This window comes from Streptomyces sp. NPDC029466 (assembly GCF_055574515.1).
The window spans coordinates 269,926-295,771 of record NZ_JBVHZH010000004.1; the positions used below are offsets into that span (position 1 = coordinate 269,926).

At 72.4% G+C, this 25,846-nt stretch carries 17 protein-coding genes and 1 riboswitch; of the genes, 7 read left to right on the forward strand and 10 right to left on the reverse strand.

What is annotated here, in order from left to right; translation table 11 throughout:
- Positions 1-19: 19 nt before the first annotated feature.
- The gene (locus tag ACZ4XD_RS06480; protein ID WP_468038759.1) at positions 20-1,138 is read right to left on the reverse strand and encodes a DUF2332 domain-containing protein; all 1,119 of its coding nucleotides are present in this window, start codon (positions 1,136-1,138) and stop codon (positions 20-22) included.
- A gap of 283 nt (positions 1,139-1,421) precedes the next feature.
- Positions 1,422-1,576, forward strand: a riboswitch (cyclic di-AMP (ydaO/yuaA leader).
- An 11-nt stretch (positions 1,577-1,587) separates the two neighbouring features.
- On the opposite strand from ACZ4XD_RS06480, the gene ACZ4XD_RS06485 reads away from it, so the two are divergent.
- Both ACZ4XD_RS06485 and ACZ4XD_RS06490 read left to right on the forward strand, forming a co-directional pair.
- On the forward strand, positions 1,588-2,697 hold the full coding sequence (locus ACZ4XD_RS06485) for a M23 family metallopeptidase (protein WP_468038761.1): 1,110 nt from the start codon (positions 1,588-1,590) through the stop codon (positions 2,695-2,697).
- A 115-nt stretch (positions 2,698-2,812) separates the two neighbouring features.
- Positions 2,813-3,781 carry an aldo/keto reductase gene (locus ACZ4XD_RS06490; protein ID WP_468038763.1) on the forward strand — a complete coding sequence of 323 codons (969 nt, stop codon included), beginning with the start codon at positions 2,813-2,815 and terminating at the stop codon, positions 3,779-3,781.
- 561 nt (positions 3,782-4,342) lie between these two features.
- Here the strand turns inward: ACZ4XD_RS06490 and ACZ4XD_RS06495 are convergent.
- The 4 genes from ACZ4XD_RS06495 to trmB form a co-directional block, all read right to left on the reverse strand.
- Entirely contained in the window at positions 4,343-5,683 is a 1,341-nt protein-coding gene (locus ACZ4XD_RS06495) for a DNA cytosine methyltransferase (RefSeq protein WP_468038765.1), read from the reverse strand.
- Between the two features lie 106 nt (positions 5,684-5,789).
- A complete protein-coding gene (locus ACZ4XD_RS06500; protein WP_468038806.1) occupies positions 5,790-6,173 on the reverse strand; it encodes a very short patch repair endonuclease in 384 nt (127 codons plus the stop codon).
- 120 nt (positions 6,174-6,293) lie between these two features.
- Positions 6,294-7,589, reverse strand: a complete 1,296-nt coding sequence (locus tag ACZ4XD_RS06505; RefSeq protein WP_468038767.1) for a PrsW family intramembrane metalloprotease — start codon at positions 7,587-7,589, stop codon at positions 6,294-6,296.
- Between the two features lie 28 nt (positions 7,590-7,617).
- Positions 7,618-8,493 carry a tRNA (guanosine(46)-N7)-methyltransferase TrmB gene (trmB, locus tag ACZ4XD_RS06510; protein ID WP_468038769.1) on the reverse strand — a complete coding sequence of 292 codons (876 nt, stop codon included), beginning with the start codon at positions 8,491-8,493 and terminating at the stop codon, positions 7,618-7,620.
- A gap of 666 nt (positions 8,494-9,159) precedes the next feature.
- On the opposite strand from trmB, the gene ACZ4XD_RS06515 reads away from it, so the two are divergent.
- On the forward strand, positions 9,160-10,419 hold the full coding sequence (locus ACZ4XD_RS06515; RefSeq protein ID WP_468038771.1) for an outer membrane protein assembly factor BamB family protein: 1,260 nt from the start codon (positions 9,160-9,162) through the stop codon (positions 10,417-10,419).
- 103 nt (positions 10,420-10,522) lie between these two features.
- Here ACZ4XD_RS06515 and lhgO read toward each other — a convergent pair whose 3' ends face one another.
- Both lhgO and ACZ4XD_RS06525 read right to left on the reverse strand, forming a co-directional pair.
- Positions 10,523-11,734 carry an L-2-hydroxyglutarate oxidase gene (gene lhgO, locus ACZ4XD_RS06520; protein ID WP_468038773.1) on the reverse strand — a complete coding sequence of 404 codons (1,212 nt, stop codon included), beginning with the start codon at positions 11,732-11,734 and terminating at the stop codon, positions 10,523-10,525.
- 348 nt (positions 11,735-12,082) lie between these two features.
- Entirely contained in the window at positions 12,083-13,531 is a 1,449-nt protein-coding gene (locus tag ACZ4XD_RS06525; RefSeq protein ID WP_018092687.1) for a hypothetical protein, read from the reverse strand.
- Positions 13,532-14,342: 811 nt separating this feature from the next.
- On the opposite strand from ACZ4XD_RS06525, the gene ACZ4XD_RS06530 reads away from it, so the two are divergent.
- The gene (locus ACZ4XD_RS06530; RefSeq protein ID WP_468038775.1) at positions 14,343-16,424 is read left to right on the forward strand and encodes an asparagine synthase-related protein; all 2,082 of its coding nucleotides are present in this window, start codon (positions 14,343-14,345) and stop codon (positions 16,422-16,424) included.
- 31 nt (positions 16,425-16,455) lie between these two features.
- On the opposite strand, the gene ACZ4XD_RS06535 is transcribed toward ACZ4XD_RS06530, so the two are convergent.
- Positions 16,456-18,456, reverse strand: a complete 2,001-nt coding sequence (locus ACZ4XD_RS06535; RefSeq protein ID WP_468038777.1) for a sigma-70 family RNA polymerase sigma factor — start codon at positions 18,454-18,456, stop codon at positions 16,456-16,458.
- Between the two features lie 321 nt (positions 18,457-18,777).
- A complete protein-coding gene (locus tag ACZ4XD_RS06540) occupies positions 18,778-19,632 on the reverse strand; it encodes a TetR/AcrR family transcriptional regulator (protein WP_468038779.1) in 855 nt (284 codons plus the stop codon).
- Between the two features lie 438 nt (positions 19,633-20,070).
- Between ACZ4XD_RS06540 and ACZ4XD_RS06545 the strand changes: the two genes are divergently transcribed.
- Positions 20,071-21,459, forward strand: a complete 1,389-nt coding sequence (locus ACZ4XD_RS06545; protein ID WP_468038781.1) for an NAD(P)/FAD-dependent oxidoreductase — start codon at positions 20,071-20,073, stop codon at positions 21,457-21,459.
- A gap of 311 nt (positions 21,460-21,770) precedes the next feature.
- Positions 21,771-23,588: an ATP-binding SpoIIE family protein phosphatase gene (locus ACZ4XD_RS06550; protein WP_468038783.1), complete on the forward strand. Its 1,818-nt coding sequence runs from the start codon at positions 21,771-21,773 to the stop codon at positions 23,586-23,588.
- Positions 23,589-23,669: 81 nt separating this feature from the next.
- Here ACZ4XD_RS06550 and ACZ4XD_RS06555 read toward each other — a convergent pair whose 3' ends face one another.
- Positions 23,670-24,968 carry an MFS transporter gene (locus ACZ4XD_RS06555; protein WP_468038808.1) on the reverse strand — a complete coding sequence of 433 codons (1,299 nt, stop codon included), beginning with the start codon at positions 24,966-24,968 and terminating at the stop codon, positions 23,670-23,672.
- 186 nt (positions 24,969-25,154) lie between these two features.
- On the opposite strand from ACZ4XD_RS06555, the gene ACZ4XD_RS06560 reads away from it, so the two are divergent.
- Entirely contained in the window at positions 25,155-25,715 is a 561-nt protein-coding gene (locus ACZ4XD_RS06560) for a MarR family winged helix-turn-helix transcriptional regulator (RefSeq protein ID WP_468038785.1), read from the forward strand.
- The last annotated feature ends 131 nt before the right edge of the window (positions 25,716-25,846 follow it).

Genomic DNA, 25,846 nt, shown 5'->3' on the forward strand with positions numbered 1-25,846 from the left:
CTCTCCCCCCGGGCCCCGCTCAGCGCCCCGTCGCGCCGCTCGCGCCGGAGAGGCTGTGCAGGCTCTGGCCGTGCGGGCCGGTGAGCGCGACCGGGCGGCCGTCGAGCGCGAGGGTCAGGTGCAGGGCGTCGTCCGGGCGGGGTGAGTGGGGTGCGGAGTCGGTGATCCACGGCAGCACGGAGTGGTGCTCGTTGGAGATCCAGTGGCCGCCGCCGGGCCGCCCGGCGAGCAGCGACCGTACGAGACGGACGAACTCCTCGCGGCGGGCGGGCGGGAGATAGGGCAGCACGGCGCTGTGGAAGATGACCAGCGTCGCCTCGGGCGGTGCCTCGGCGGCGAGCGCGGGCAGCTCGTCGAGCAGGTCGCCGCGCACCATCCGCGGCCGCGGCGCCGGCCGCACCGCGTCGACGGCCGCGGACAGCCGTGCCGCACGCTCCCCGTCACCCGGCCATACGAGCGCCTGGAGCCAGCGCAGATCGTCCGGTTCGTCGACCGGGTCGAGCGGGTCGAGGTCGATGCCGGCCCGCCAGACGATCCGCGGCAGCCGTTCGGGCAGCTCGTCGGCCGCCCCTCCCGTACGGCAGGTGAACACCAGCGGGCTCTCCGGCGCCCCCAGCTCGGCCCGGCGGCGCGGCCCGTCCCCGCCTGCGGCCTCGTACCGGTAGCGATAGCGGTCGGGGTGCAGACACAGCCCCGCGGACGTGCCGGCCTCCAGCAGCGCCAGCGGCTGCGGCAGACGGGCGAGCAGCGGCAGCAGGGTGGCGCAGCGGGCCGGTTCGTTGGTCTGGGTGGCGCGCTGCATGATCACCGCGCGCACCTCGTCCCAGTGCCGGATCGTCCACTCGCGCCAGCGCCCGTACGCGGCCGCACCGCGCGGGCCCATGTCGGCGTGCGGGCCGTCGAGATAGCGGACGGCGGCGAGCAGGAGGTTCGGCTGCTGTTTGTTGCCGGCGGGCAGCGAGCCGGACAGCAGATCGCAGAACTCCGGGTCCTGGCTGATCCGCGCGCTCAGCTCCTCGTGCGCGTCCGACCGGCCGCGCGCCTCCCGCCAGGAGAACTCCCGGTACCGCTCCGCCACTCCCCACGCGATACCGGCAGCCCGTCCGGCGTTCCCGGTGTTCCCGACGTTGACGACCATGATCCGACGTTACTGCTCTCACCCTCCGTAGCTGAGGGGCACCCCTGCGCATAACGACTGGCACACAATCCACCCGAGATCGTTTAGGGATGGCGGGCAACTCGCCCGGATTGCTGCCCTGCTGGCCGAAAAGGCCGCGCGGCAGCTTGTGCGGAGCGCATACGGATTCGTGGGAACGCTTGGAATTCGGTCGCCGTCTCTATTACTGTCCGATAACGCAGCGCGGTCGTCCCAGCCGTCGCCCGAGGCGGCACCGCGCGCCGACGCCGAATCCCGCACGCGCTTTTCACGCACCCCCAAGCACTTCGAACTGCACCAAGGGAACCGGGGAACCACTTCCTTGGGGTGAATCGGACGCCCTCCGCCAGCGGGCGTCCGTAGGAGACCTTCCTGCTCCGAACCCGTCAGCTAACCCGGTAGGCGAGAAGGAAGGAAAGGAGTGCGCCCCCGTGGCGTCCAACAGGCCTACCCCCGAGCACCCGACCGCCTACGAGCTCGATGACCGAGGTGCCTTCGCCGGCCCCGGTGTCGATGGCGGCGACGGACCGTGGGAGGAATGGAATCCCACCGAGGAATCCACCCGTTCCGTGCGAGGCAAGCACCGCGTCGCCAAGCAGCGCGGCGGCGGATTCGCCCGCAGCGGCACCGTCCTGGGTGTCGGAGTCATCGCGGCGGTCGGCGCGGGCGGAATGGCCTCGGCCGAGGACCGTCCGCCGGTGCCGATCTCGATGCCCGACATCGGCGGCATGGCCGACGACCTCTCCGAGAAGCTGCCGGACGCCAAGGAGCTGCCCGGCATCGGCGACCTGATATCCGACGAGGACTCCGCGGCCACCGACGCCGCCTCGGCCCCCGCCGACGGCGCGGCCGCTGTCGCTTCCACGGGGACGGGCGCGGACACCGGTAACGCCGCGGGCGCCGGTGAGGCGCTGCGCAGCCGCATCCTCCAGCAGGCCGACGCGCAGCAGGGCAGCGCCGAGCAGGAGGCCCGCGAAGCCGCCGAAAAGGCCGCTGTCCAGCAGGCCGCGACGGAAGCCGCCGCCCACCAGAAGTCGGCCGAAAAGGCCGCAGCAGCCAAGAAGGCGGCCGAGATGGAGGCCAAGCGCGAGGCGGAGGAAGCGGCCCGACGAAAGGCGGAGGCCGAGCGCCTCGCCGAACTGGCGAAGAGCTTCATCGCCCCCGTGTCCTCCTACACGCTCACCGCCAGCTTCGGCCAGGCCGGTGACCGCTGGGCCGCCGACCACACCGGACAGGACTTCGCCGCGCCGACCGGTACCCCCGTCAAGGCGGTGCACTCCGGCACCATCACCCAGGCCGGCTGGGCCGGCTCGTACGGCTACCGCATCGTCCTCACCCTCGACGACGGCACCGAACTCTGGTTCTGCCACCTGTCCTCGATGGTGAAGACCTCCGGCAAGGTCAACACCGGCGACGTCATCGGCCGCGTCGGCGCCACCGGCAACGTCACCGGCCCCCACCTCCACCTGGAGGTACGTCCCGACGCCGGCGACCCGATCGACCCGATGCCGTGGCTGCGTGAGCATGGGCTCAGTGTGTGACGTAGGGCATCGAAGCCTGAACCGCCCCCTCAACCCGTAAGGTTTTCAGGGGAGTTGTCGGCCGCGGGGGGATGAGGAAGGAATAACTCCTCTTCCCCCCGCGCTGCACCAATGTATGACCGCGACACACAGCACCCCAGGCGCCCGCAGCACCCGCAAGCCCCTCGGCTCGCTCTCCGTCTCCCCGCTGTCCCTCGGGGGCAATGTCTTCGGCTGGACTGCCGACGAAGCCACCTCCTTCGCCGTGCTCGACGCGTATGTGGCGGGCGGCGGCAACTTCATCGACACCGCCGACGCCTACTCGTACTGGGTCCCCGGCAACGAGGGCGGCGAATCCGAGACCGTCCTCGGCAACTGGCTGGCCTCCCGCGGCAACCGCTCCGAGGTCGTCATCGCCACCAAGGTCGGCGCCCTCCCCGGCTACAAGGGCCTGTCCCCCGCCACCATCAAGTCCGCGGTCGACGCCTCCCTGACCCGTCTGCGCACCGACTACATCGACCTCTACTACACCCACTACGACGACGAGTCGGTCGAGGTCCCGGAGTTCCTCACCGCCCTCGACGATCTCGTCCGGGCCGGCAAGGTCCGCGAGATCGCCGCCTCCAACATCTCGGCGCAGCGCCTGGAGGAGTCCCTGGCCTGCTCGGCCCGTGAGGGCCTGGCCCGCTATGTCGCCCTCCAGCCCCACTACAACCTGGTCTCCCGCGACACCTACGAGGGCGAACTCGCCGAGGTCGCCGCCCGCCACGACCTGGCCGCCGTCCCGTACTACGCCCTCGCCTCCGGCTTCCTGACCGGCAAGTACCGCCCGGGGACCCCTGTCGACAGCGCCCGCTCCGGACGCGCCGCCCAGTACGCGGACACCGACCGCGGCCGCCGCGTCCTCCAGGCCCTCGACACCATCGCCACCGCCCACCGCGCCGAACCCGCCACCATCGCCCTCGCCTGGCTCACCGCCCAGCCCACGGTCGCGGCGCCGATCGCGAGCGCCCGCACGGTGGAACAGCTCCCGGCCTTGCTGGCGGTGGGGGAGGTGGCATTGACGGAGGACGAACTCAAGCTGCTGGGGGAGGCTTCGGCCTGAGGTAATCATCCCCTCAACAGGTTTGTGGGGTGGGGGCGTTGGCGCTTTGCGTCCCACCCCACCCGGCCGGCGTCATGGCATGGCCGCAGCTGTTGCCCCTTCGGCCTGGCGCTCCCACTCCTTGGCCGCAACGGCCCCGGCCGCCGCCAACACCACACCCCCGAGCGGCCGCTTCTTGCTCCAGCGAGCCACACCGTAGCCACCCACCAGGCCAGTTGCTGCAACCATTGCTGTGGGAATCCGGGCCATCAGTACAACCTCCTCGTCAGGGACGACTTCTCCGAGCCTACGCACAGGTTGCCGGTGCGGCCCTCCGTCGTCGCCCCTCCAGGGAGATCCTGGCGGGCTTCCTCACACGCGTGCGCGACTATCTCCGGTTGCGCTGTTCGGGGCGCTCCGCCTGCGTGACTCAAGGCCGAACTGAGGACATCGCAAGGCAAATAGTGACAGTGGTGCCTGCAGACATGGAGAAGGGCGGGCACGATTTGGGCCGCGGAGTCGACGTCGTGCTCGGCAGTTGAACAAGCACGAGCCTTTGCTGTCCGGGCGGCGTGCTTGGAGTCATTCCTGCCCCCCGCGCAATGCCTGCCGGATGACCTTGGCTATGGCCGTGGCCAGCTCGACGGGCACCGCGTTGCCGATCTGACGAGCGATCTGTGACTTGCTGCCGAACCAACGGAAGTTCTGGGGGAAGCCCTGGATCAGTGCGGCTTCGAGGTGCGTGATCGGCCGGTGCTCATCGGGGTGGAGATAACGTCCCTTCTCCGGCTTGAAGAACTCCGTCCTGATGGTGACCGAGGGCTTTTCCCAGACAAGGCGTCCCATGACATCGCCCGAGCCGGAGTGATGGTTCATCCAACTCTCTGTCGAGAGCAATTTCCCACCGACCTTCGAAGCATTTACCAGATCATGTCGGTTGCCGCCCGGGGGAATGGCCCTGTAGCGAGCCAGCGACAATCCTGTCGGATTTCGCCCGATGTGTAGCTGTGACGTTCGGAACGGACCGGGCATCTGATTCCGGATGCGATCGATGAAGGCCTGATTCAGGTGCCCGGTCTCCTTGACTTTGCGTGAGATGCGCACCAGTGCGGGGGTGTCGTGAGCAGTCACAAGGGGGAGGTCGGTGCTCGTCACGCGCGGTGTGACGTGTTTTAGGCATTCGGCGAGCGTGACCCAATCATTGGGCCTACTGCCTTCGTCGGGCCTACTGCCTTCGTTCGGAGTCGCAGGAGTGGCGAAGCTGAGCTGCGTATTCTTCTCCGTTCGAGGCTCAGGAATCTGAGGCTGCTCCGGACGCCCGTGTGTTTCCGGCGGGTGCTCGACCATCGGGTGGTCGGTCCGGGTGCCGATGATAATGGTGCGCTTGCGTGCCTGGGCGACACCGAAATCCGCAGCGTTGAGCAGTTCCTCGCAGATCTCGTAGCCTGCTTCCTTGAACTCTGCGCGAAGGTTCTCGAATTCTTGCGACGTGCTGAATCGGTCAACGTTTTCGATGACAAAGATCTTCGGGTTGACCTTTTCGACGACCTTGAAATATTGTCGCCACAACTGATTTCGAGGATCGTCCGGATTCTCTTTCCCGAGGCCGGAGAATCCTTGGCAAGGAGGCCCGCCCAGGATTACCTCCGCCTTGGGGAGTTCGCCCTGAGCCCAATCCGAAATATCGCCGAGGTATACGTGATCCGTACCTCCCGATAGCCTTCCGAAGTTCTCCGCGTAGGTCATGGCCGCCGCTGCGTCGACTTCTACTGCGGCGACAGGTGAGAACGCTGATTGAGTGGTCGAATCGTCATCGGGGATGATCGATCCGTCAACCGCGACGCGGAGGAACCCCTGTGTCAGCCCGCCCGCCCCGGAGAAGAGGTCGATCATTCTGATGGGGTCGGGGGCGTGCATGCTCATGCCGGCGAGTGTAGCCGGCGCGACTGACAAGGGGCATTGTTCTTGCACAGCAACGATGTTGATGTGGCATCAGCCAGGATCGTCGGACGCTCTCGACGGCCCTGAGTCAGCGGCGTCGAGCTGTAGCGGAAAGGGTTGTCGCGACCTGATCCGCAACCGCCACCGGATCCTCGTGCTCCCAGAAGCGCAGTACCGTCCACCCCTGTTCCACGAGATGTTCGGTCGTTTCACGGTCACGGGCGATGTTGCCGTCGAGCTTGTTGCGCCACCAGTCGGCGTTGGCCTTGGGCTGGGTGGCGTGTTCGGGGCAGCCGTGCCAGAAGCAGCCGTCGAGGAAGACCGCGACCTTGGGGCCGGGGAAGGCGATGTCGATCGTGCGGCGGGAGAACCCGGGGACGCGGCGCTGCAACCGGTAGCGGTGGCCGGAGGCGTACAGGAGCCGTCGTACAGCCATCTCGGGAGTCGTGTCCCGGCGGGCCTGGACGCTCATGCGAGCGGAGACCCCGGGGGACGAGGGAATGGCAGGCACGTGGCCATTGTGCCGGAGAGGCCGCCGAGTGTCAGGGCTGAGAGGTGGGCAACGGCCCGTAAGGCTCCGTGAGCCCGGCTCCTACGCCGGCGGCGGTGCGAGTGGCTCGCACTCCGGTCGCTGCGCTCCCCACGCCTCCACCAACGCCCCCCGCCCCCAAGCCTGGTACTCCCGCAGATGTGCCAGCAGATGCTGTTCCCGGGTGGCGAAGTCAGGGGTGGGGCCCATGAGGTGGGCGCGGCGGCGGTGGAAGGAGAGGGCGGTGGCGATGGTGGTGTATTCGGTGACGGCGCGGGCGGCGGCGGGGCCCTGGGTGCGGCGGGCCAGGTCGCGGGCCAGGGCGCGGGTTTTGAGGGAGGAGAGGGCGGTGGGTTCGGTGGGGGTGAGCCAGCCGGCGGTGATGTAGGGGGCGAGGTAGCCGCGTAGGGAGAGCAGTTCCTGGTTGCGGGCCCAGATGGCCAGCCAGGTGAGGGTGAGGAGGACGGGGACCATGAAGAGGCCGTAGACGATGAGGAAGCCGAGGTCGCCCAGGGAGGAGGCGCCGTTCCAGATGGCGTGCAGGAGGACGGCGGTGAGCAGGCCGAGGAGGGCGAGGGCGCGGCGGGCGGCGCGGCGGCGGGGGTAGCGGGTGGCGGTGATGCCGAACGCGAGGCCGGTGAGGATGGTGAAGAGCGGGTGGGCGAAGGGGGAGACGATGATGCGGAGGAAGAAGGTGCCGGCGGTGAGTGAGTCCAGGCCGGAGTGGCCCAATGACTGGTCCTCGCCGAAAGCGTTGCCCAGGTAGAGGACGTTCTCGGTGAAGGCGAAACCGGTGGCGGTGATGCCGGCGATGACGATGCCGTCCGTGATGCCGTCGAAGTCCCGCCGCCGGAAGCGGTAGAGGAAGAGCACGGCGGCGGCCTTGACCACTTCCTCGACGACCGGGGCGATCACCGTCGCCCCCCAGGCCTCGGCCTCGGAAGGCGAGGTGGAGGCGATGTTGGCGGCCAGCCAGTCGGTCGCGAAGCCGTTCGCGAGCAGGGCGACCAGGGTGGCGGCACAGGCGCCCCAGGTGAAGGCGAACGCGAGGTTGCGCCAGGGCTCGGGTTCGACGCGGTCGAGCCAGCAGAACGCCGCCACCAGGAGCGGTACCGGGAAGACGGCCAGACCGAGTCCGACCAGGAAACCCTCGGTGCCGGTCTCCTGGCGGACCATGCCGATGATGATCACGCCGGAGAGCGCCAGCAGCGAGACCAGGGCGACCGCGCGGAGGGTCTTGCTGCGCCAGGGCGGCGTCCGGCGGCGGGCGTGCGCGGCGGCGGGCCTGTGCGTGTGCGGTGTGTACGGGGGCGGGGCGGGCGCGTGGGGCGGGTACGGGGGCGGCTGGGGCGGGTACACCCATCGACCCTAACGAGGGGTCTTCGCCCTATGTGTCGCGGCGACGGAAGAGGAGGTCGTGGACGATATGTCCCTTGTCCAGGCCCTGGCCCTCGAACCGGGTGAGGGGGCGGAAGTCCGGACGCGGCGCGAAGCCCTCGTGGAGGTTCTCCAGCGTCGGCTCGGCGGAGAGCACCTCCAGCATCTGCTCGGCGTACGGCTCCCAGTCGGTCGCACAGTGGACCAGGGCACCGGGCGCGAGCCGGGTCGTCGCCAGGGCGATGAACTCCGGCTGGATGAGGCGGCGCTTGTGGTGGCGCTTCTTCGGCCAGGGGTCGGGGAAGTAGATGCGCAGGCCGGCGAGGGAGGCGGGGGCCAGCATCTCGCGCAGCAGGATGATCGCGTCACCGTTGGCCACCCGGATGTTGGACAGGCCGTTCCGCTCCGCGAGACCGAGCAGATTGCCCTGCCCGGGGGTGTGCACATCGCAGGCGAGGATGCCGGTGTCCGGGTCGGCGGCGGCCATCTGCGCCGTGGCCTCGCCCATGCCGAAGCCGATCTCCAGGACGACCGGCCGCCCGTCGAAGAAGGCGTCCAGATCGATACGGGAGAGTCCGTCGATGTCCAGTCCCCACGTCGCCCACCGGCGGCGCAGCGCATCGGCCTGACTGGGCGAGACCCGGCTGCGGCGGGGCTGGAAGGAACGGATTCGCCGCTCGTGATGGGAACCAGCGGGGTCGGCGGCGGGGCCCGTCCCGTCGGGGAACATCGGCTCCCCGCGCCGGGGGGTGGCGGCCGAGACCGCGGTGGCCCCGAGATCGGATGCTTCCTGAGCGACGGGGGCACCGGCGGCGGAGGTCCGGTCGACTTCCGGAGCGTCTGATTCCGCGGCGGCGGGGGCGTGAGGGGTGGAGTTCTCGGACACAGTGCGTCCGATTCTACGGGGGCCGGGGGAGGCGGCGGAGGGGCCGGCGGCGAACCCGGACTTCCCAGGCGATGGCGGGGTGGAAGGGGGGAATTCCTCGGCGAAAGGGAGGTTGGCGCGGTGTGTAGTGGCGTGCATACGATGCGGGGTCGTCGTGACAAAACCAAACCGGGGGGACTGTTCATCGTGTCGCAGGGTGGCCAGGGAAGCGCCGAGTATCCGCAGGGGCCGCCTCCGGGGGGCCAGGGGGCCGCGGGAATGCCGCCCGCCGGCCACCCCGCACCGGGCCAGGCCGCACCCGGCCACCCCGCACCGGGCCAGGCCGCACCCGGCCGCCCCGCACCGGGCCACCCCGCACCGGGCCAGCCCGCACCGTCGCCGCCCGTCCCGCCGCAGGGTCAGCAGCCCGGTCCGTACATGGGAGGGCCCGGGTATCAGCCGCAGGGACAGCCCGGAGCGGGTGCCCCGAACTTTCCGCCGCCCGCAGGCCCGCCCCAGGGGCCGCCTCCGCAGGGCTACGCGGGCGGCCAGCAGCCGCCGTACCCGCAGCAGGGCCAGGCACCCGGGCAGTTCCCGGGGCAGCCGCCGTTTCCCGGCGGGCCCGCGTCGGCACCGTTCCCGGGCGGTCCGGGGCAGCCCCCCGGTCCGGGGCGCAGCGGGGTTCCCGTGCCGCTCATCCTGGCCATCGTGATGGTCGTGCTGGTCGGGGCCGGTGTCGGCGGGTACTTCCTCTTCACGGCGGATGACTCCGCCGACCCGGCCGCGGACCGGCCCGCGAATGCCATGCCGCGGCTGTGGGAGGCGCCGTCGCCCGCGTCCGACCGCGAGGGGCAGGGCGAGAACAACCTGCGCTCGATGTGGTTCAACAACGACGACATCGTCTTCGGAGACGGCCAGGGCGTGCGGGCCTACGACCGCAAGACCGGTAAGAAGCAATGGACGGTCAAGACGCCCAAGGGCGCGGGCGAGGTCTGCGCCATGTCCAGGAACGCGAGCGACGACGGCGTCGGCGCCGTGGTCTTCGACGCGGGCGGCGACGACTGCTCCTTCCTCTCCGTCATCGACACGGACACCGGGCGCACGCTCTGGTCGAAGAACCTCAAGGGCGGGAACACCGAGGACGCCCCGCAGATGGTGGTGAACTCGAAGGTCGTTGCCGTCGCGATCGGGGACACCTACGCCGGTTTCACCATCACCGGTGGTGCGAAGGTCTGGGAGCTGACCGCGCGCGGCCACGACTGCACCACCACGGTGGGGCTGAGCCCGCAGTACCGGGCCGTGGGGAGTGACTGCTCCGACGCGAAGCCGAAGAAGCAACTGGCCCTCCAGGACCTGGAGTACAGCGGCATCCACTCGACGGTGACGGGCGATGGCCGGGCAGTCGGGCAGATCCTGTCCGACCGGCCGCTGACGATCCGCATGAGCGAAGAAGCCGATGTGATCGATGCCGAAGGCACCCTTTCCACCTACACCAAGGAAGGGAAGCCGGACAAGACCTTCAAGCTCTCGGGTGAGCTGAAGGACCTGAGCCTCAAGCCCCGCGACACCTTCGTCGACGAGGACGAGCAGGTGCTGGTGTCCGGCTACGGCTCCGGTGGCATCGCCGCCGTGGACCTGAAGACCGGCGAACTGCTGTGGAAGAAGCGGTCCTCGGCGTCCGCCGCTCTGGACACCGACGGGCTGATCGCGGTGACCGATGCGCCGGACACCGGCACCCCCGGCCAGGACCCGGTGCTGGTCTCGATCGGTGTGCGGGACGGCAAGGAAAAGGTGCTGGGCACGGTCAACGACCCGAAGCACGCCCTGGGCTCCCCGGACCTCATGTCGCTGGCCTGGGACGGACACACCAACACCCTCTTCATACAGGGCGATGGCCTCAGCCACGACAAGTCCAGCATTCAGGCATTCAAGGCACCGGTCAGCTGACGGCCCCAGGCGCGCGGTCCTCCCGGCTCCCGGCCGCTCCGTTCTCCCGGTCTTCCGGGACGAGCGGAAGGCCGGGAGCCGTCGCGTTGTGCCCCCGTGCCCCTCACGCCCCCACCAGCCCCAACACCCTCCGTGCCACCTCCCGCCCGATGGGCAGGGAAGCCGTCGCGGCCGGGGACGGGGCGTTGAGGACGTGGATCATGCCGGGGGAGTCGGCGAAGAGGAAGTCGTCGACCAGGGTGCCGTCGGGCAGGACGGCCTGGGCGCGGACGCCGGCCGGGGAGGGGAGCAGGTCCTCCTCGCGGGCGGCCGGGAGCAGGCGGCGGACCGCGTCGGTGAAGGCGCGCCGGGACAGGGAACGGTGCAGTTCGCCGGCGCCGTAGCGCCAGTGGCGGCGGGCTATCCGCCAGGAGCCCGGGTAGGCGAGGGTGCCGGCCAGCTCGGCGGGGTGGAGGGTGCGCCAGTCGTAGCCCTCGCGGGCCAGGGCGGGGACGGCGTTCGGGCCGATGTGCACGGCGCCGTCGATGCCGCGGGTCAGATGCACGCCGAGGAAGGGGAAGGCCGGGTCCGGGACCGGGTAGACCAGGCCGCGGACCAGGGAGGCACGGTCGGGGGCGAGGGTGAAGTACTCGCCGCGGAACGGGACGATCCGCATGCCCGGGGCGTCGCCGGCCAGCCGGGCGATCCGGTCGCTGTGCAGACCGGCGCAGTTGACCAGGGCACGGGCGCGGTGGACCGTGCCGTCGGACGTACGGACCGCGACCCGGCCGGGCCGGCGGCCGATGGCCGTCACCTCGGAGCCGTACCGGATCCGGGCGCCGGCGTCCTCGGCGAGGCGGGCGAAGCGGCGGGCGACGGCGCCGAAGTCGCAGACGCCGGTCGTGCCGACATGGATGGCGGCCAGGCCGCGCACCTCGGGTTCGTACTCGGCTATCTGGGCGGGGCCCAGCTCGCGCACCGGCAGGCCGTGCTCACGGCCGCGCTGGATGAGGCCGTGCAGCCGCGGCAGCTCACTGCGGTCGGTGGCGACGATCAGCTTGCCGGTGACCTCGTGCGGAATGTCCTGCTCGGTGCAGAACTTCACCATCTCCGCCGAGCCCTGGAGGGCGAAGCGGGCCTTGAGCGAACCGGGCGGGTAATAGATGCCGCTGTGGATCACGCCGCTGTTGCGCCCGGTCTGATGGCGGGCCGGACCGGACTCCTTCTCCAGGACGACCACGCGCGTGCCGGGCGCGGCACGCGTGATCGCGTACGCCGTAGAGAGTCCGACGATGCCGGCACCGATCACCAGCACCTCGCAGTCGTACGCCGCCACTGCACCTCCCCAACCGCATGACCGCAGGCCGGCCCGTCGCCACAGACCCGCGCATCATCGCCGACGACGTATCCCATCATGACGGTCGGCACTGACAATGCCGATCGGGCGGGCTCCGAGGGGCATGATCCCGGCCGAGCCGAGCCGAGCCGAGCCGGGCCGGGCCGGGCCGGGCCGGGCCGAGCCGAGCCGGGCCGGGAGCGGCGGGCGTGGCCGGGTGAGCCACGCCGGGCGGCCTCCCCAGCCGGTCCGAGCCGATTCCGAGCCGCGCCGTCCGGCCCGGCCAGGACACCGAGCCGCGGCCAGAAAGCCGAGCCCGCCAGGACGCCGAGCCGTCCCGGCAAGCCGCTAAGCCGGCGCCGCCAGCAGCGGTCTCGCCCGCTCCCGCAGCTCGACCACCCGGGGCTCGTCGCCGTACGGCTCCAGGCGGTGCAGCAGATCGCGGACGTACTCGGTGGTGCGGGCGGAGGAGATCCGTCCGGCCACCTCGACCGCGCGGGTGCCCGCCGCGCAGGCCGCGTCCAGATTGCCGGACTCCAGTTCGGCGACCGCGGACACGACGAGGCGCAGCCCGTGGGAGCGGACGAATTCCTCGGTGGGCCGGGACAGCGCCTGCTCGGTGAAGCGGCGCACCTGACGGGGCAGCCGCAGATCGCGGTAGCACTCGGCGGCGTCGGCGGCGAACCGCTCGTACGAGTAGAAGTCCAGCCACGACGGGTCGGGGTCGCCGCCGCGGGAGCGCTCCAGCCAGCCCTCGGAGGCCTTCAGCGCCACCTCACAGGCGCGCGCCTCGCCGGCCTTGGCCTGCGCCCGCGCCTCGACCAGCCGGAAGAAGCTCATGGTCCGGGCCGTGGCCAGTCCGCGGTTGCGTTCCAGGGCGGCCTGGGCGAGGTCGACGCCCTCGTCGGCGAAGCCGCGATAGGTCGCCTGGAGGGACATCGAGGCCAGGACATAGCCGCCCAACGGGACGTCGGCGGCCGCGCGGGCGAGCCGCAGCGCCTGGATGTAGTACCGCTGCGCGGCCTCCTGCTGGCCCGTGTCGAAGGCCATCCACCCCGCGAGCCGGGTGAGTTCGGAGGTCGCACCGAACAACGCACGGCCCACTTCGTCGCTGTACGAGGCGAGAAGTAACGGGGCGGCGTCCACCCGGAGGCACTCCGGCACCATGGACGAACGCCAGTCGCCGCCCCCGTACTTGGAGTCCCAGCGGCGCGCGTCCTCGGCCGCCTCGCGCAGTTTGCTGACATCGCTGTGGCCGACGTGCTGCGGGATCCCGGCGTCACCGGCCGCCGCGGCGTCCTTGTCCCGGGCCTCGGCCGCCTCCCGCGCCACCGAACTGTCCGCCGGGGATATCAGCCAGCGCGAGGCGGGGGTGGCGTACGCGCTGACGGCGAAGGATCCGGCCAGGCTCTGCCAGATGCCGCCCCCGCCGGCCCGCCGTCCGGCCAGATCGAGACGGTAGAGCTCGGTCGCGGACCGCACCGCGGCGCCCACATCGCGGGGAAATGCCAGGCCCACCTCGGGTGCCGGGTCCGCGTCGGCCAGCCCGATCTCGTGCAGCGGGACCGGCCGGCCGAGCTTGCTGCCGATCGCGGACGCGATCAGATGGGGCGCGGCGCCTTGGGGCACCATGCCCTTGGAGACCCACCGCGCCACCGACGTCTTGTCATAACGAAGCGTCAGCCCGCGCTGCGCACCGAGGTCGTTGACCCGGCGCGCCAGTCCGGCATTGCTGATACCCGCGAGGGCGAGAACGGTGCCAAGCTTTTCGTTCGGCCCGCGTATATCCCTGGACATGCGCACCCCTCGACACAGCGACGGCCGCCCCGGTACCCCGGGGCATGCGTCCACCCAGAGTAGTTCGCCGGATCCCGACCGTTAAGAGTCGGTGTCCCGGATGGCGAGATTCGTGTTCAAACAGGGGTGCGGGAATTGGCATGTGCTCCGGGTACGTGTGCCCGTGCGCCCGTTCGTGCGCGCTGGCCGCCCGCTTTGGGGAGCGCTTCCATGGCTTCTGCGTGGGTCGGCCCGCTGCACTGGATCCAGTGGGCTGGGGGATACCGTCACCTCATTCCCCGCGGGTGACGGTCCGGTCCGGGGGGCGCAGCCCGCCTCCCGGACCGTCGCGAGGACCGGGCGCCGGCCCGTTGGGGCGCCGGTTGACATCGCGCCCGAAGGTGTCAACTGGGCTGTATGGAACGGAGTTTGGCCGAAAGTCGACGGGTGATGATTTCACGCCGCCGCACACACGGAGCCGCCTCGGGGGCCACACGGGGGGCCTTCCGGGGCCGATGCGGCGGAGTGCCCGCGCGCTGCGTACGGGAGTGCCGCCGGGCCGGTTCGCGCGGCCCTCCCGCCGGCACTCCGCCGCGCCCGCGCCGCCGCTCACGGGCCGCCCTCACGGTGCGTCCGTGCCCTCTCCGGGCCCGCCGACGGCCCCTCAGCACCCGTGTGCCCCGCGAACTGCCCGTATACAGGCCCGCTCCACCACCTCTCCCGCGCCGCTGTCATGGCAGCATGGTCCGCACAACAGCTCGGTGACGGCCGGGCGATCCGCTGACGGGGCGGCCGTTGGCCCCGGCGCACGGGGAATCGGGTGGAGGCGGCCATGCGCTGGTTGGTGGGGTGGAGCAGTGCCGCCACGGGGCCGGCCGGCCACGAGAGCCCCGCGGTCCTCCCCGTCGGCGCCCAGCTCCTCTGGGACGGCCCGGATCCCCTCTGGGCGGTCGGCGACTGGCGGCCGGACGAGGTCCGGGTGGTCCAGGCGGACCCCGAGACCCGGCTCGCGGTCTTCGGTGTCTGCGGCGCCACCGACGACCAGCTGAAGGTGGGCCTGTTCGCGGCGCGCGGGGGCGCACTGCGGCATCTCACGGCCTGGCCCGGCAGTTACACCGCCGTCGTCCAGATAGGGCGGCGGATCACCGTCACCGGCGACCTGGCCGGCGCCCGCCCCGTTTTCCACACCCCCTGGGCAGGCGGCACCGCCTACGCCACCGCCGCCCTCCCGCTCGCCGACCTCGTCGAGGCCGGCCTCGACATCGGCCACCTCGCCGCGCTGCTGGCCTGCCCGGACATCCCCGAGGCGCTCGGGGCCGGCACACCGTACGAAGGCGTCCGCCGGATCCCGCCCGGCCACGCCCTGGTGCTGCGCGGCGGCGCCGGCGACATCACCTCCTTCGAACCGACCGCCTCGCTCGCCGTCGCCGCGCCCCAACTCGCCCCGGAACAGGCGGTGGAGGGCGTCCGCGACGCTCTGGTCGAGGCCGTCCGCGCCCGGCTGGCCGGCGCCCGGCACGCCCCCGACCCGGACGGGCGCGACGGCCTCGACCCCGGCCCGGTGCCCGGCATGGGGCCCGCCGAGCGGCGCGCGGCGCGCGGTGCCCCGGCTCCCGGCATCGGCGCCGATCTCTCCGGAGGGAGCGCCTCCGGAACCCTCGCCCTGCTGGCCGCCGGTCTCCCCGGCCGGCCAGGACGGCTCAACGGCCACGGCGAACGCCTGCTGGCCGTCACCTTCAACGACCGTGCCACCCCTGACGGACAGACCGGCCACGACGCCGAGTTGGAACGCGCCCGCACCCTCGCCGACAATCCGCGGCTGCACCATGTCGTCGTCGCGGCCGGCGAAGAGGCCCTCCCGTACGCGGACCTCGGCAGCGGCCCGCTCACGGACGAGCCGGGCCCCTCCCTCACCACCGCCGGCCGCCACCGCCGACGGCTGCTGGCCGGCAGCGCGGACCACTTCGTCGGACACGGCGCCCGCCAGGTCCTCGACGCCCACCCGGCCCGGCTCGCCGACCTCCTCATGGACCGCCGCCGACGCCATCTGCTGCGCCCGGTCACCGCGCTGGCCAAAGCGGACGGCGCCCTGGCGCACTCCGTCCTGGTGCCGTTCACCGTCTACCGCGCGGCCCGCAAGCTCGCCCGTATGCCGTACTCCGCCGGTATCGCCGACACGGCGCGCCGCCTCCTGGAGCGGCAGTTCGCCGACGAGCCGGTGGCCGGCAGCGCCGTGGACGCCTCACTGGCCGCACTCGCCTGGTGCCGGCCGGGACCCGCGGCGCGCTGGCTCACGGGGGAGGCACTGGCTGAAGTATCGGTTCGGCTGAGCGACGCGGCGCACCGCTCGCCCGCCGTGGGCCGCCCCGGCGAGCGCCGCGCCCGTGCCGCGCTGGCCCGCCAGGCCGCCGACCACCGCGTCTTCGAGCAGGCCGCCGAGGTCCGCAACCAGCGGCTGCACGCCCCGTTCCTCGACAACCAGGTGGTGCTCGCCTGCCGCGCCCTGCCGGACACCCTGCGGGTGCAGCCGGGGGCCCGGGCCGCGGTGCTGCGCTCCGTACTGGCCGGGGCCGGCGTCCGGGACCTGCCGCCCGGATGGGGCGCCACCTCGCAGCTCACCCACGCGGCGGCGGTACGCGCCGGGCTGCGCGGCGCCGTCGGCGACCTGGTGCGGCTCTTCGACACCCCGCTGCTGGCCGACGCGGGGCTGGTGGAGGCGCGGGTGGTCCGCAAGGCACTGCGGTCGGCGGCCGAGGGAGCGGCGCTGCCGCTGGACGGGCTGGCCGAACTCGTCTCCACGGAGCTGTGGTTGCGGCGGCTGGTGGCCCGGCGCGGGACCTGCTGGACGGGGGCCGGAGCGCCGCGCCAGAAGGCGGTCGCGGGCGGCGTGGTCCCACGGGCGCGGCTGGGCTGACGGCCCCGGTGCCCGAGGGCCCGCCGGCCCCTCAGCGGCACATGATCGTGGACTGCGCCCAGTCCGCCAGGGACACCGCACCCACGGGGTTCGCCGGATCGGTCACCAGCCGAAGCGTCTTACGGCCCGTCAGCGGGACATGCACCGGAACGGCCCGTTCCGCGCCGTGTACCGCCCCCGACTGCCACAGCCGCACCCCGTCCGCATAGACGGAGAAACGCACCGCGGCCGGCCCCGCACTGAGGTCGTCCACGCCCGCCACGGCGTCATAGGCGGTGCACCGGCGGTTGAGGTCGATGGTCACCGAGGACCGCCCGTGCACGCTCACCCCGTGCGCATACGTGATCCCGGCGATCTGCGGTGACCGCCGCTGCCACAGCCAGCTGCTCGCCAGGGTGCGGACCTCCGGCTTGCTGCCGTCGCCCATGAAGTCGGGGGCGAGCGCATTGACCCGGTAGGCGGCCGGGGCGGGCTGCGGCGGCCGCGGGGTGGGCTTCGGCGGGGTGGCTTTCGGCGGGGTGGGCTCCGGCCGGGGAGGCTCCGGACGCGTGGGCCGGTCGGGCGGCGTCGAGGGCGGCGTCGAGGGCGGGGCCGGCGCGCGCGTCGGCTCCGGTGGGGCCGCCTTCGCGGTGGGCGTCGGCCGCGGGGCCCGCGTGTTATCCGGGGCCGGCTTCTGCCCCGGGCCCTTCGGGGCGGGCGCGGCGCCGCCCGCCGGTGGCAGCCCGGGGCGCGACGAGCGGGGCGCCGGCTGCTGGGGTGCGGACACCGCCGGCCGAGGCGCCTGGGCCCGCGGTCCGGGCGTCGGTGCCGGCTTCGGGGAGGCGGTCAGCGCCAGCGAGAGCGTCGCACCCGCCACCACCGCCGCCCCGACCCCGATCCCGGCCTTGACCACCCCGCTCAGCCCCTTGCCGACGGTGGCACCGGCGCTTCCCGTCCCACCGGAACCGCCACTCCCGGCGGTCGTGGCCGCACCGGCCGCCACCCCCGCGGCACCCGCCACCGCCGTCTTGACGGCGTACCCGGCGGCGCACCAGCCGAGGAACGCGACCGGCAGCAGCGCGCCGATCCGCTGATTGACGTCCGCGACCTCCAGCGCGGCCAGCCGGCACCGGGGACAGACGTCCAGGTGCTTGCGCAGCCCCCGCTCGGCCCGCATCCGCAGTCCGCCGCGGGCATAGGCACCGAGCCGGTCGGCATACCGGGCGCAGTCGCCGCCGTCGGTCAGCGACTGGCTGACATGCGCCTGCAGATACGCCTGCTTGAGGCCCTCGCGGGCGCGATGCGCCAATACGGCGGTGGCGTTCGCGGTCAGTCCGAGCAGCGGGGCGACCTCGCTCGGCGACTCGTCCTCGACCGTGGTGTGCCACAACACCGTCTGATAGCGCTCCGGCAGACTGCGGAACGCCTGCACGGCCATGGACCGCTCGGCCTCCTGCATGGCACGCACATCCGCGCCCGGGTCCAGGGTGGCGTCGTCCTCCGGCGCACCGGCCGAGGACACCGCGAACACCGCGAAGTCCTCCACCAGTTGCTCCCGCCGCGCGGTCTGCGCCCAGGAGGCCGCCACCCGGCGGACGGTCGTCAGCAGATAGGCGCGCACCGCGGACTCCGGGCCCGCCCCGCCGCGCACCGCTTGCAGGGTGCGGGCGAAGACCTCGCCGGTCAGATCCTCCGCGGTGTGCGCGTCCCGGCAGCAACTGCGGGCGTAACGCCGGACCGCCGCCGCGTGCCTGCGGTACATCTCCTCGTACGCGCTGTCGTCGCCGGCCCGCAGGTCGGAGAGCAACTGGGCGTCGGACGGCGGGAGATCGCGCTCTTCGGGACCGGTGGCCGGGACCCCGCCGCGGGGCTCCCGCTGCGGCGGCACGCTGGGCCCCGCGCCCGTATGGGCCTCGGCGCCCTCCTGCCGTCCGTACGGGGGAACCGTCCCCCACGGACCGCCCTGGCCGGGGACCTGCCCGGATCGCGGCGCCTTCCGCTCGCCCACCCCGGCCTCGCCGTCGCGCCGCCCGTCCCGCCCGTCAACACCCATCGCCGAGGCTCCCGAAGCCGCTGTCCCAACGGAATACCGCGTAAGCGTGCCATACCGGATCCCGGCGGTCGCCGCTCCTGGCGGCCCGCCACCCGTCCGGGGTGCACACGCAAACGACCGCACGGGCGTTCACCCGTACGGGCCATGCCGCGCAGACGGCCGATACCGTGCGCGGCCCCCGTACGGGTCCTGTCGTGCGCGGTGTCCGGACGGCGTGCGGACAGCGGCCGCCGCGGTCCGCGGACGGCACCGTTCCGCGGTCCGGCCTCGCCCGGTGGACCCCACGGTCGGGTCCACCCGGACGGAGCCGGCCGCCGGACCTCAGCCGGCCGGGCGCGAGCGCAGCCCCTCCAGCAGAATCTCCAGCAGCCGCGCGGACGCGGCCTGCTGCTGCCCGGGGTCGGGCAGTGTCGGCGCTCCCGTGGCGATCACTAAAAGGATGTCCGAGACCGTCACATCCGCGCGCAGCTCACCGGCCGCCCTGGCACGCTCCACGAGCCGCCCGACGACCTCCAGCAGCGCGTCGGCCCCGGTGGTCTCCTCGGCGGCGGCCGGCGCGGCCTCGGCCGGCCGGGGTTCCGCGGCCGCCCCGTCCGCGCCGGGCGCCGTGCGCTGCTGCGGCACCCGCGCCTCGCTCAGGCCGTCCGGCATCCGGGGCCCGTCCGCGGCCTCCGCTGCCGGCTCCCCGGCCCGGGCGGCCGCGCTCGCCCGCAGAATGCCCGGCGGCAGCAGCCGTCCGGCACCCGAGGCGACCGACGTCCGCAGAAAGCGGGACAGCGCCGACCACGGGTCGTCCTCCTGGCCCAGCGCCGTACGCGCCTGGTCCGTCAGCCGCGAGGTCTCCTCCTCGGCTATCCGGCGGACCAGTACGTCCTTGCTCGGGAACCGGCGATAGACCGTGCCGACTCCGACGCGGGCCCGCCGCGCCACGTCCTCCATGGGAGCGCCGTACCCCAGCTCGCCGAACACTTCGCGTGCGGCCCGCAGTACGTGCTCCAGATTGCGCTGGGCGTCCACCCGCAGCGGTGTGCTCCGGCCGCCCGTCCCCGTGCCGGCACCGTTGGTCACCGCGGTGCCGTTGCTCTGGGGTCTGTTGTGCTCGCTACCGCTCCCGGTGCCGTCTGAGGCATGGGCCACAGCGATGGTGGCCGACCATTGAGAGCCCTGAATGTGCATAGTGATCCCCCGGTAATGACGTCTCCCCCCGGAGACTCCCCGCCCTGACAGTCAGGGCGTACCGACGAGAGGGTGCACCCCAACGAGATACGAACATAGTTGAGCTCGGGTCAAGAATGAAGGGGGCGTTCCGCACAATGCGCCCCCCGATCGGCCCAAGGCGTCTGATCCGCCCCGATTACGACCCCGCTCCTCCGCCGCCACCCACCCCCTGACCAGGGCACCTCGGCCCGCACCCGCGGAATCCGTCGTTCCGTCCCCGGGGCCGCGGCCGGTCATACATTTCGACGGGCCTGTGGACAAAGGCGCTCCGGGGGTGCGTCATGGAACAGTGCTGTGCTTTCCCGGGGGCGCAGCTCCCGAAGCCGTCCGCGCGTCCGGCCGGCTTGCGGATCGGTGCCGCCCCGGGACCTGGTCGCCACCGCGAGGAGAACCTCTGTGAAGACTGAGTCTTCGGAAGACGTGACGCGCATTCTCGTTGTCGGCGGTGGCTACGTGGGGATGTATACCGCCCTGCGATTGCAACGGAAGCTGAAGCAGGAACTGCGGCAGGGCACCGTCGAGGTCATCGTGGTCGACCCCGAGCCGTACATGACGTATCAGCCGTTTTTGCCCGAGGCCGCGGCCGGTTCGATCTCCCCGCGCCATGTCGTCGTACCGCTGCGCCGGGTGCTGCCGCAGTGCAAGGTCGTCATCGGCGAGGTCACCGCCATCGACCACGAGGACCGCCGGGCGACCATCACCACCCTGGCCGCGGAGGAGACCGGCGACGGCGCCATCGAGGTGGCGTACGACGAACTGGTCCTCGCGCCGGGCTCCGTCTCGCGCGCCCTGCCCGTCCCGGGCCTGGCCGACGTCGGCACCGGTTTCAAGACCGTCGAGGAAGCCATCGGACTGCGCAACCACGTCCTCGGGCAGCTCGACATCGCCTCCTCCACCCGCGACCCCGCCGTCCGCGACGCCGCGCTGACCTTCGTCTTCGTCGGCGGCGGCTACGCGGGCGTGGAGGCGCTGGCCGAACTGGAGGACATGGCCCGCTACGCCGTCCGCTACTACCACAACATCCAGCCCGAGGACATGAAGTGGATCCTGGTCGAGGCGACGAACCGGATCCTGCCCGAAGTGGGCCCGGAGATGGGCCGTTACGCCGTACGGGAGCTGCGGGCCCGCAATATCGACGTACGGCTGGAGACCCGGCTGGAATCCTGTGAGAAGCATGTCGCCCAGCTCAGCGACGGCTCCCGCTTCCCGACCCGGACCCTCGTGTGGACCGCGGGCGTCAAACCGCACCCCATCCTGGCCGCGACCAAACTGCCGCTCAACGGCCACGGCCGCCTCCTGTGCACCCCCGCGCTCCAGGTGGACGGCGTCGAACACGCCTGGTCCGCCGGGGACGCGGCCGCGGTCCCCGACCTCACGGCCGAGCCGCCCGCCGGGCCCGACCAGCCCCGCGCCCTGTGCGCCCCCAACGCCCAGCACGCCGTCCGCCAGTCCAAGGTCCTCGCCGAGAACCTCGCGGCGGCGGTGCGCGGCGGCCCGATCGTGGACTACGCGCACAAGTACGCCGGCTCGGTGGCCTCCCTCGGCCTCCACAAGGGCGTCGCGCATGTCTACGGGCGCAAACTGAAGGGCTACCCGGCGTGGTTCATGCACCGCGTCTACCACCTCAGCCGGGTGCCGACCTTCAACCGCAAGGCGCGGGTGCTCGCCGAATGGACCCTCGCGGGCCTGTTCAAACGCGAGATCGTCTCCCTCGGCTCGCTGGAGAACCCGCGCGCCGAGTTCGAACTCGCCGCGGGAACCGGACGGCACAACGAAGCGAGCTGACGCGCCGTACCCCCACAAGAGTTGACGTGACGTCAGCCCTGGAGGGGCCGGATGTTCCGGAGTGCGGAACTCCGCAGCGCCACCCCGGCGTCTGACGGATGTCCGTCCGGTCGGCCACACTGGACGTGTGACCATGGGTGGGCTCGTATCTGCAAAGAGTGACAATCACGAGGATTCAGGACGTTTGCTGCATTCCGCAAAGGGGCGCCGAGAGTGTCCCCAGCCGACCGTCCCCCGGCCACCTGCCGGGAGATCCCGCCATGCCGACGGCCCGATCCCGCGCGACGACGCGAAGTAAGAGGTACCCCTCCGTGATCTTCACGCGCTGGAGCGCCAAACTCCCCGGCACACAGCGGCGCGCCGCCGCCCGGTCCGACCGCGCCGCGCCCCGCCCTGCCGCGGGCACGCCGGCCGCCCCGCCCACCCCGGCCCCGGCCCCGTCCGCCGTGCCCCCGGCAGCCGACGGCGCACCGTCCGCCCCGACGGCCGCCACCACCGGCTCGGTCCCCGCGGCCCGCGCCGAACACACCGATCCGGCCCCCACCCAGGACCGCACCCCCGCGACCCTGCCGCCCACCGTCGACGCCCTGTCCGTCCACGACATCCTGGGCACCATCCCGGCCCTGGTCGCCGTCGTCTACGGCCCCGAGCACCGCCTCGCCTACGTGAACGGCGCCTACGCCGCCGTCTTCGGCCCGCGCCCGGCCGGCCACACCGCCCGCGAAGCCCTCCCCGAGCTCGCCGCACTCGGCCTGCTCCCCCTGATGGACCAGGTCCTGCGCAGCGGCAAACCGCGCACCGTCAAGTCCCGCAAGGTCCCCGGCGGCGCCGGCGGCGACCGCACCCGCGACGGCTACTACACCTTCACCTGCACCCCGATCGAGGTCGCCGCCAGCGGCCCGGCCCCCGACCCCGAGGTCGCCTGCGTCGCCCCGCACAAGGGCGTCCTGGTCTTCGGCGCCGAGGTCACCGACCAGATCGAGTCCGCCGAGCGCCTGCGGGCCAGCGAGGCCCGCCAGCGCGAGGCCGCGGTCACCCTCCAGCGCTCCCTGCTGCCCCAGGAACTGGAGCAGCCCGACGACCTCTGCGTCGCCGCCACCTACCAACCCGGCGGCACGGACGCCGCGGTCGGCGGCGACTGGTACGACGTCATCACGCTCGGCGCCGGCCGCACCGCCCTGGTCATCGGCGATGTCATGGGCCGCGGCGTGCGCGCCGCCGCCGTCATGGGCCAACTGCGCACCGCCGTCCGCGCCTACGCCCGCCTCGACCTCCCGCCCCACGAGGTCCTCCAGCTCCTGGACGGCCTGGCCGCCGAGATCGACGCCAGCCAGATCGCCACCTGCGTCTACGCCGTCCACGACCCGAACGAGGGCCGCCTGGTCTATGCCTCGGCCGGCCATCTGCCCATCCTCGTACGCGACCCCGACGGCACGGTCCGGCGCGCCGCCGAACCGACCGGGCCGCCCCTGGGGACCGGCGGCTGGCTGCACACCTCCGGATCGGTCCCGCTCGGCCCCGGCAGCAGCGCCGTCCTCTACACGGACGGCCTCGTCGAGCGCCGCGACAAGGACATCGACCACGGCGTCGAGGCCCTGGAGCGCGCCTTCGCCGGCGCGGCCGGCGCCCCCGACATCGTCTGCGACCGCCTGCTGCGCTCCCTGGGCATCACCGCCAGCCATGACGACGACGTCGCCATCCTCGTCCTCCAGCACCCCGCCCGCACCGGCCACGACGCCGAGCTGTTCCACAACGCCGCCCTCGAACTCCACGGCGGCACCGAAGCGGCCCCGCGCGCCCGCGCCTTCGCCTCCGGCGTCCTCGCCTCCTGGCGCTTCCCGCCCGAGCTGCACGACCTCGGTGTGCTGGCCGCCAGCGAACTGGTCGCCAACTCCCTCCAGCACGGCACCCCGCCGATGCGGCTGCGCCTGCGCCGTACGGACCGCCGGCTGATCGTCGAGGTCACCGACGGCGACGACCACCTGCCGCGCCGCCGCCGCGCCGAACCCGCCGACGAGGCCGGCCGGGGCATCTCCATCGTCGCCACCATCGCCTCGTCCTGGGGCTCCCGCCGCACCCCGGGCGGCGGCAAGGCCGTCTGGTGCGAATTCGCGCTGCCCCGCGGATAGCCGTACGCCGCCGGCCCCGGTCGCACAGGACCGGGACCGACGGCATACAGGAGCGGTCCTCCTACGGGACCGGGCGCGGGCTCAGGCGCCGCAGGCCACGGCTTCCGCCTCGGCCGGCACCCGCGCGGCGGGCACCGCCGCCACCGCACGGTGCGGATTGTCCTGGGCCGGCCGCAGGAGCCGGCCCAGCCACAGCGACAGCCCGGTGATCCCCAGCGCACAGAGCACCAGCATCCCGATGTACGCCGCGTACATCCCGTGCCCCACCATCAGCGCACCCACCGCCGGCCCCACCGCCAGCGCCAGCTGCTTGACCAGCGCGAACGCCGAGTTGTACTGACCGATCAGCGAGGACGGCGCCAGATCGGCCACCAGCGGCGCCACCGTCGGCGACAGCATCGACTCACCTATCCCGAACAGCGCATACGTCGAGATCAGCAGCGTCGTCGCCACCATCTGCGCGCCGTGCACCAGCCCGGACACCCCGGCGGCGATCCACGCCACCGTCCAGACCATCCCGACCAGCGCCATCACCCGGCTGCGCCGCCGCCCCTCGACCAGCTTGAGCACCACGAACTGCGCCGCCACGATCGCCGCCGTATTGGCCGCGAGCGCGATGCCCAGGCTCGCCGGCGCGATCCGGGTGACCTCGGTGGCGTACGCCGCCAGCCCCGACTCGAACTGCCCGTAGCAGGCGAAGAACAGCACGAAGCCCAGTACGCACAGCCACACCATCCGCCGGTCGGCGAACATCGCCCGCCAGGCACCCTTGGCCCGCTCCTCGGTCGGCACCGGATCCTCGACCTTCGGCCCCCGCGGCAGCCGTACGGTCGCCACCGCCGCGCCGAGCACCAGGAACATCACGGCCTCGATGGCGAACAGCCGCACAAAGCTCGACGCGTGCGTCTCGTCGACCAGCAGCCCGCCGACCAGTCCGCCGACGCCCAGCCCCAGGTTGTTCAGAAAGAACTGGGTGGCGAACGCCCGCGACCGGGTCAGCGTCGTCGAGCACCACACGATCATCGTCGCGAGCGCCGGCTGAATGACCGCGATCCCCGCACCGAGCGCGATGGCCGACGCGATGACCAGCGGCTCCGTGGCGGACAGCCCCAGCCCCAGGGCACCGACGGCGGCGGAGACCGTACCGGCGATCGCCACCGGCAGCGGACCGCGCCGGTCGATCGCCCGACCGGTCAGCGGCAGGACGACCAGCGCGGCCACCGCCAGCATCGCCAGCACCACACCGGCCGTGCTCGCACCGAGATCCCGCACCTTCGCCACGTAGACGTACAGATACGGAACGGTGAAGCCGTTCCCGAACGCACTCAGCGCGTTCCCGAGCTGGATCCGGCGCAACGCGGCGCCCATCGCGGTGGTCACACTCACCTACCTAGGTCAGGTCGTCAGAAGAACAGGGGGAGAACCAAGGAGCCGGACAGACGCCAGGGCGAGACCGGTCCGCGGCCGGACAGTCTCACCCTGAAGACTTCAACTCTAAAGTTCGAAGTTAAAGAGTACACCCCGAAGAACTTCAACGCCAATGACTTCCGTGCCATACTGCGCCGCATGCCTGAGCCCTCCGATGCGGCCGCCGACGCTGCCGAGCCGAGCCTCGAGGAACAGATCGCCGCCTACCAGCGCGAATTCCAGGACCTCGACCCCCAGGTGGAGCAGGTCGTCTCCGCACTCCAGCGCCTCAACCGGCGGATGAACGTCGCCTACGGACGGCAGACCTCCACGCTCGGCATGAGCAACGCCGAATGGGAGGTCCTCAAGGCCCTCGTCGTCTCCGGAGCCCCCTACCAATTGGGCCCCGGCGAACTCGCCAAACGCCTCGGCCTCACGCCGGCTGCCATGACCCACCGCATCGACCGCATGGCGAGCGAGGGCCTGGTCACCCGGGAGCGCGACGAGAACAACCGCGTCCGCGTCATCGTCGAGCTGACCCACGAGGGCCGCGAGAAGTGGCTCGAGGCGATGCGCCTGGCCTCCGTCTTCGAAGAGGACCTCCTCCAGGACCTCTCCGGCGAGGAACGTCAGCTCCTCGGCCAGGTGTTGACCCGCCTCCTGCGCCGCGTCGAGGACGCCCAGCCGGACGCCGACGGGCGCCTGAGTGACCTTGACTGACGCGAGTTGACACGGCCTACCCCCATCCGTAGTGTTCTCCGAGTTGCCACGGAGCCGACAGGCCCGGGGCAGCCATCCCGCCGCTTCGCGGCACACCACTACTGCACGGCCCCTCAACGGGAACGATTTCG

Coding starts and splice junctions, on each gene's coding strand:
- ACZ4XD_RS06480 (WP_468038759.1), bottom strand. CDS start 1,138: ATGGTCGTCAACGTCGGGAACACCGGGAACGCCGGACGGGCTGCCGGT.
- ACZ4XD_RS06490 (WP_468038763.1), top strand. CDS start 2,813: ATGACCGCGACACACAGCACCCCAGGCGCCCGCAGCACCCGCAAGCCC.
- ACZ4XD_RS06495 (WP_468038765.1), bottom strand. CDS start 5,683: ATGAGCATGCACGCCCCCGACCCCATCAGAATGATCGACCTCTTCTCC.
- ACZ4XD_RS06500 (WP_468038806.1), bottom strand. CDS start 6,173: ATGAGCGTCCAGGCCCGCCGGGACACGACTCCCGAGATGGCTGTACGA.
- ACZ4XD_RS06525 (WP_018092687.1), bottom strand. CDS start 13,531: ATGTCCAGGGATATACGCGGGCCGAACGAAAAGCTTGGCACCGTTCTC.
- ACZ4XD_RS06530 (WP_468038775.1), top strand. CDS start 14,343: ATGCGCTGGTTGGTGGGGTGGAGCAGTGCCGCCACGGGGCCGGCCGGC.
- ACZ4XD_RS06535 (WP_468038777.1), bottom strand. CDS start 18,456: ATGGGTGTTGACGGGCGGGACGGGCGGCGCGACGGCGAGGCCGGGGTG.
- ACZ4XD_RS06540 (WP_468038779.1), bottom strand. CDS start 19,632: ATGCACATTCAGGGCTCTCAATGGTCGGCCACCATCGCTGTGGCCCAT.
- ACZ4XD_RS06560 (WP_468038785.1), top strand. CDS start 25,155: ATGCCTGAGCCCTCCGATGCGGCCGCCGACGCTGCCGAGCCGAGCCTC.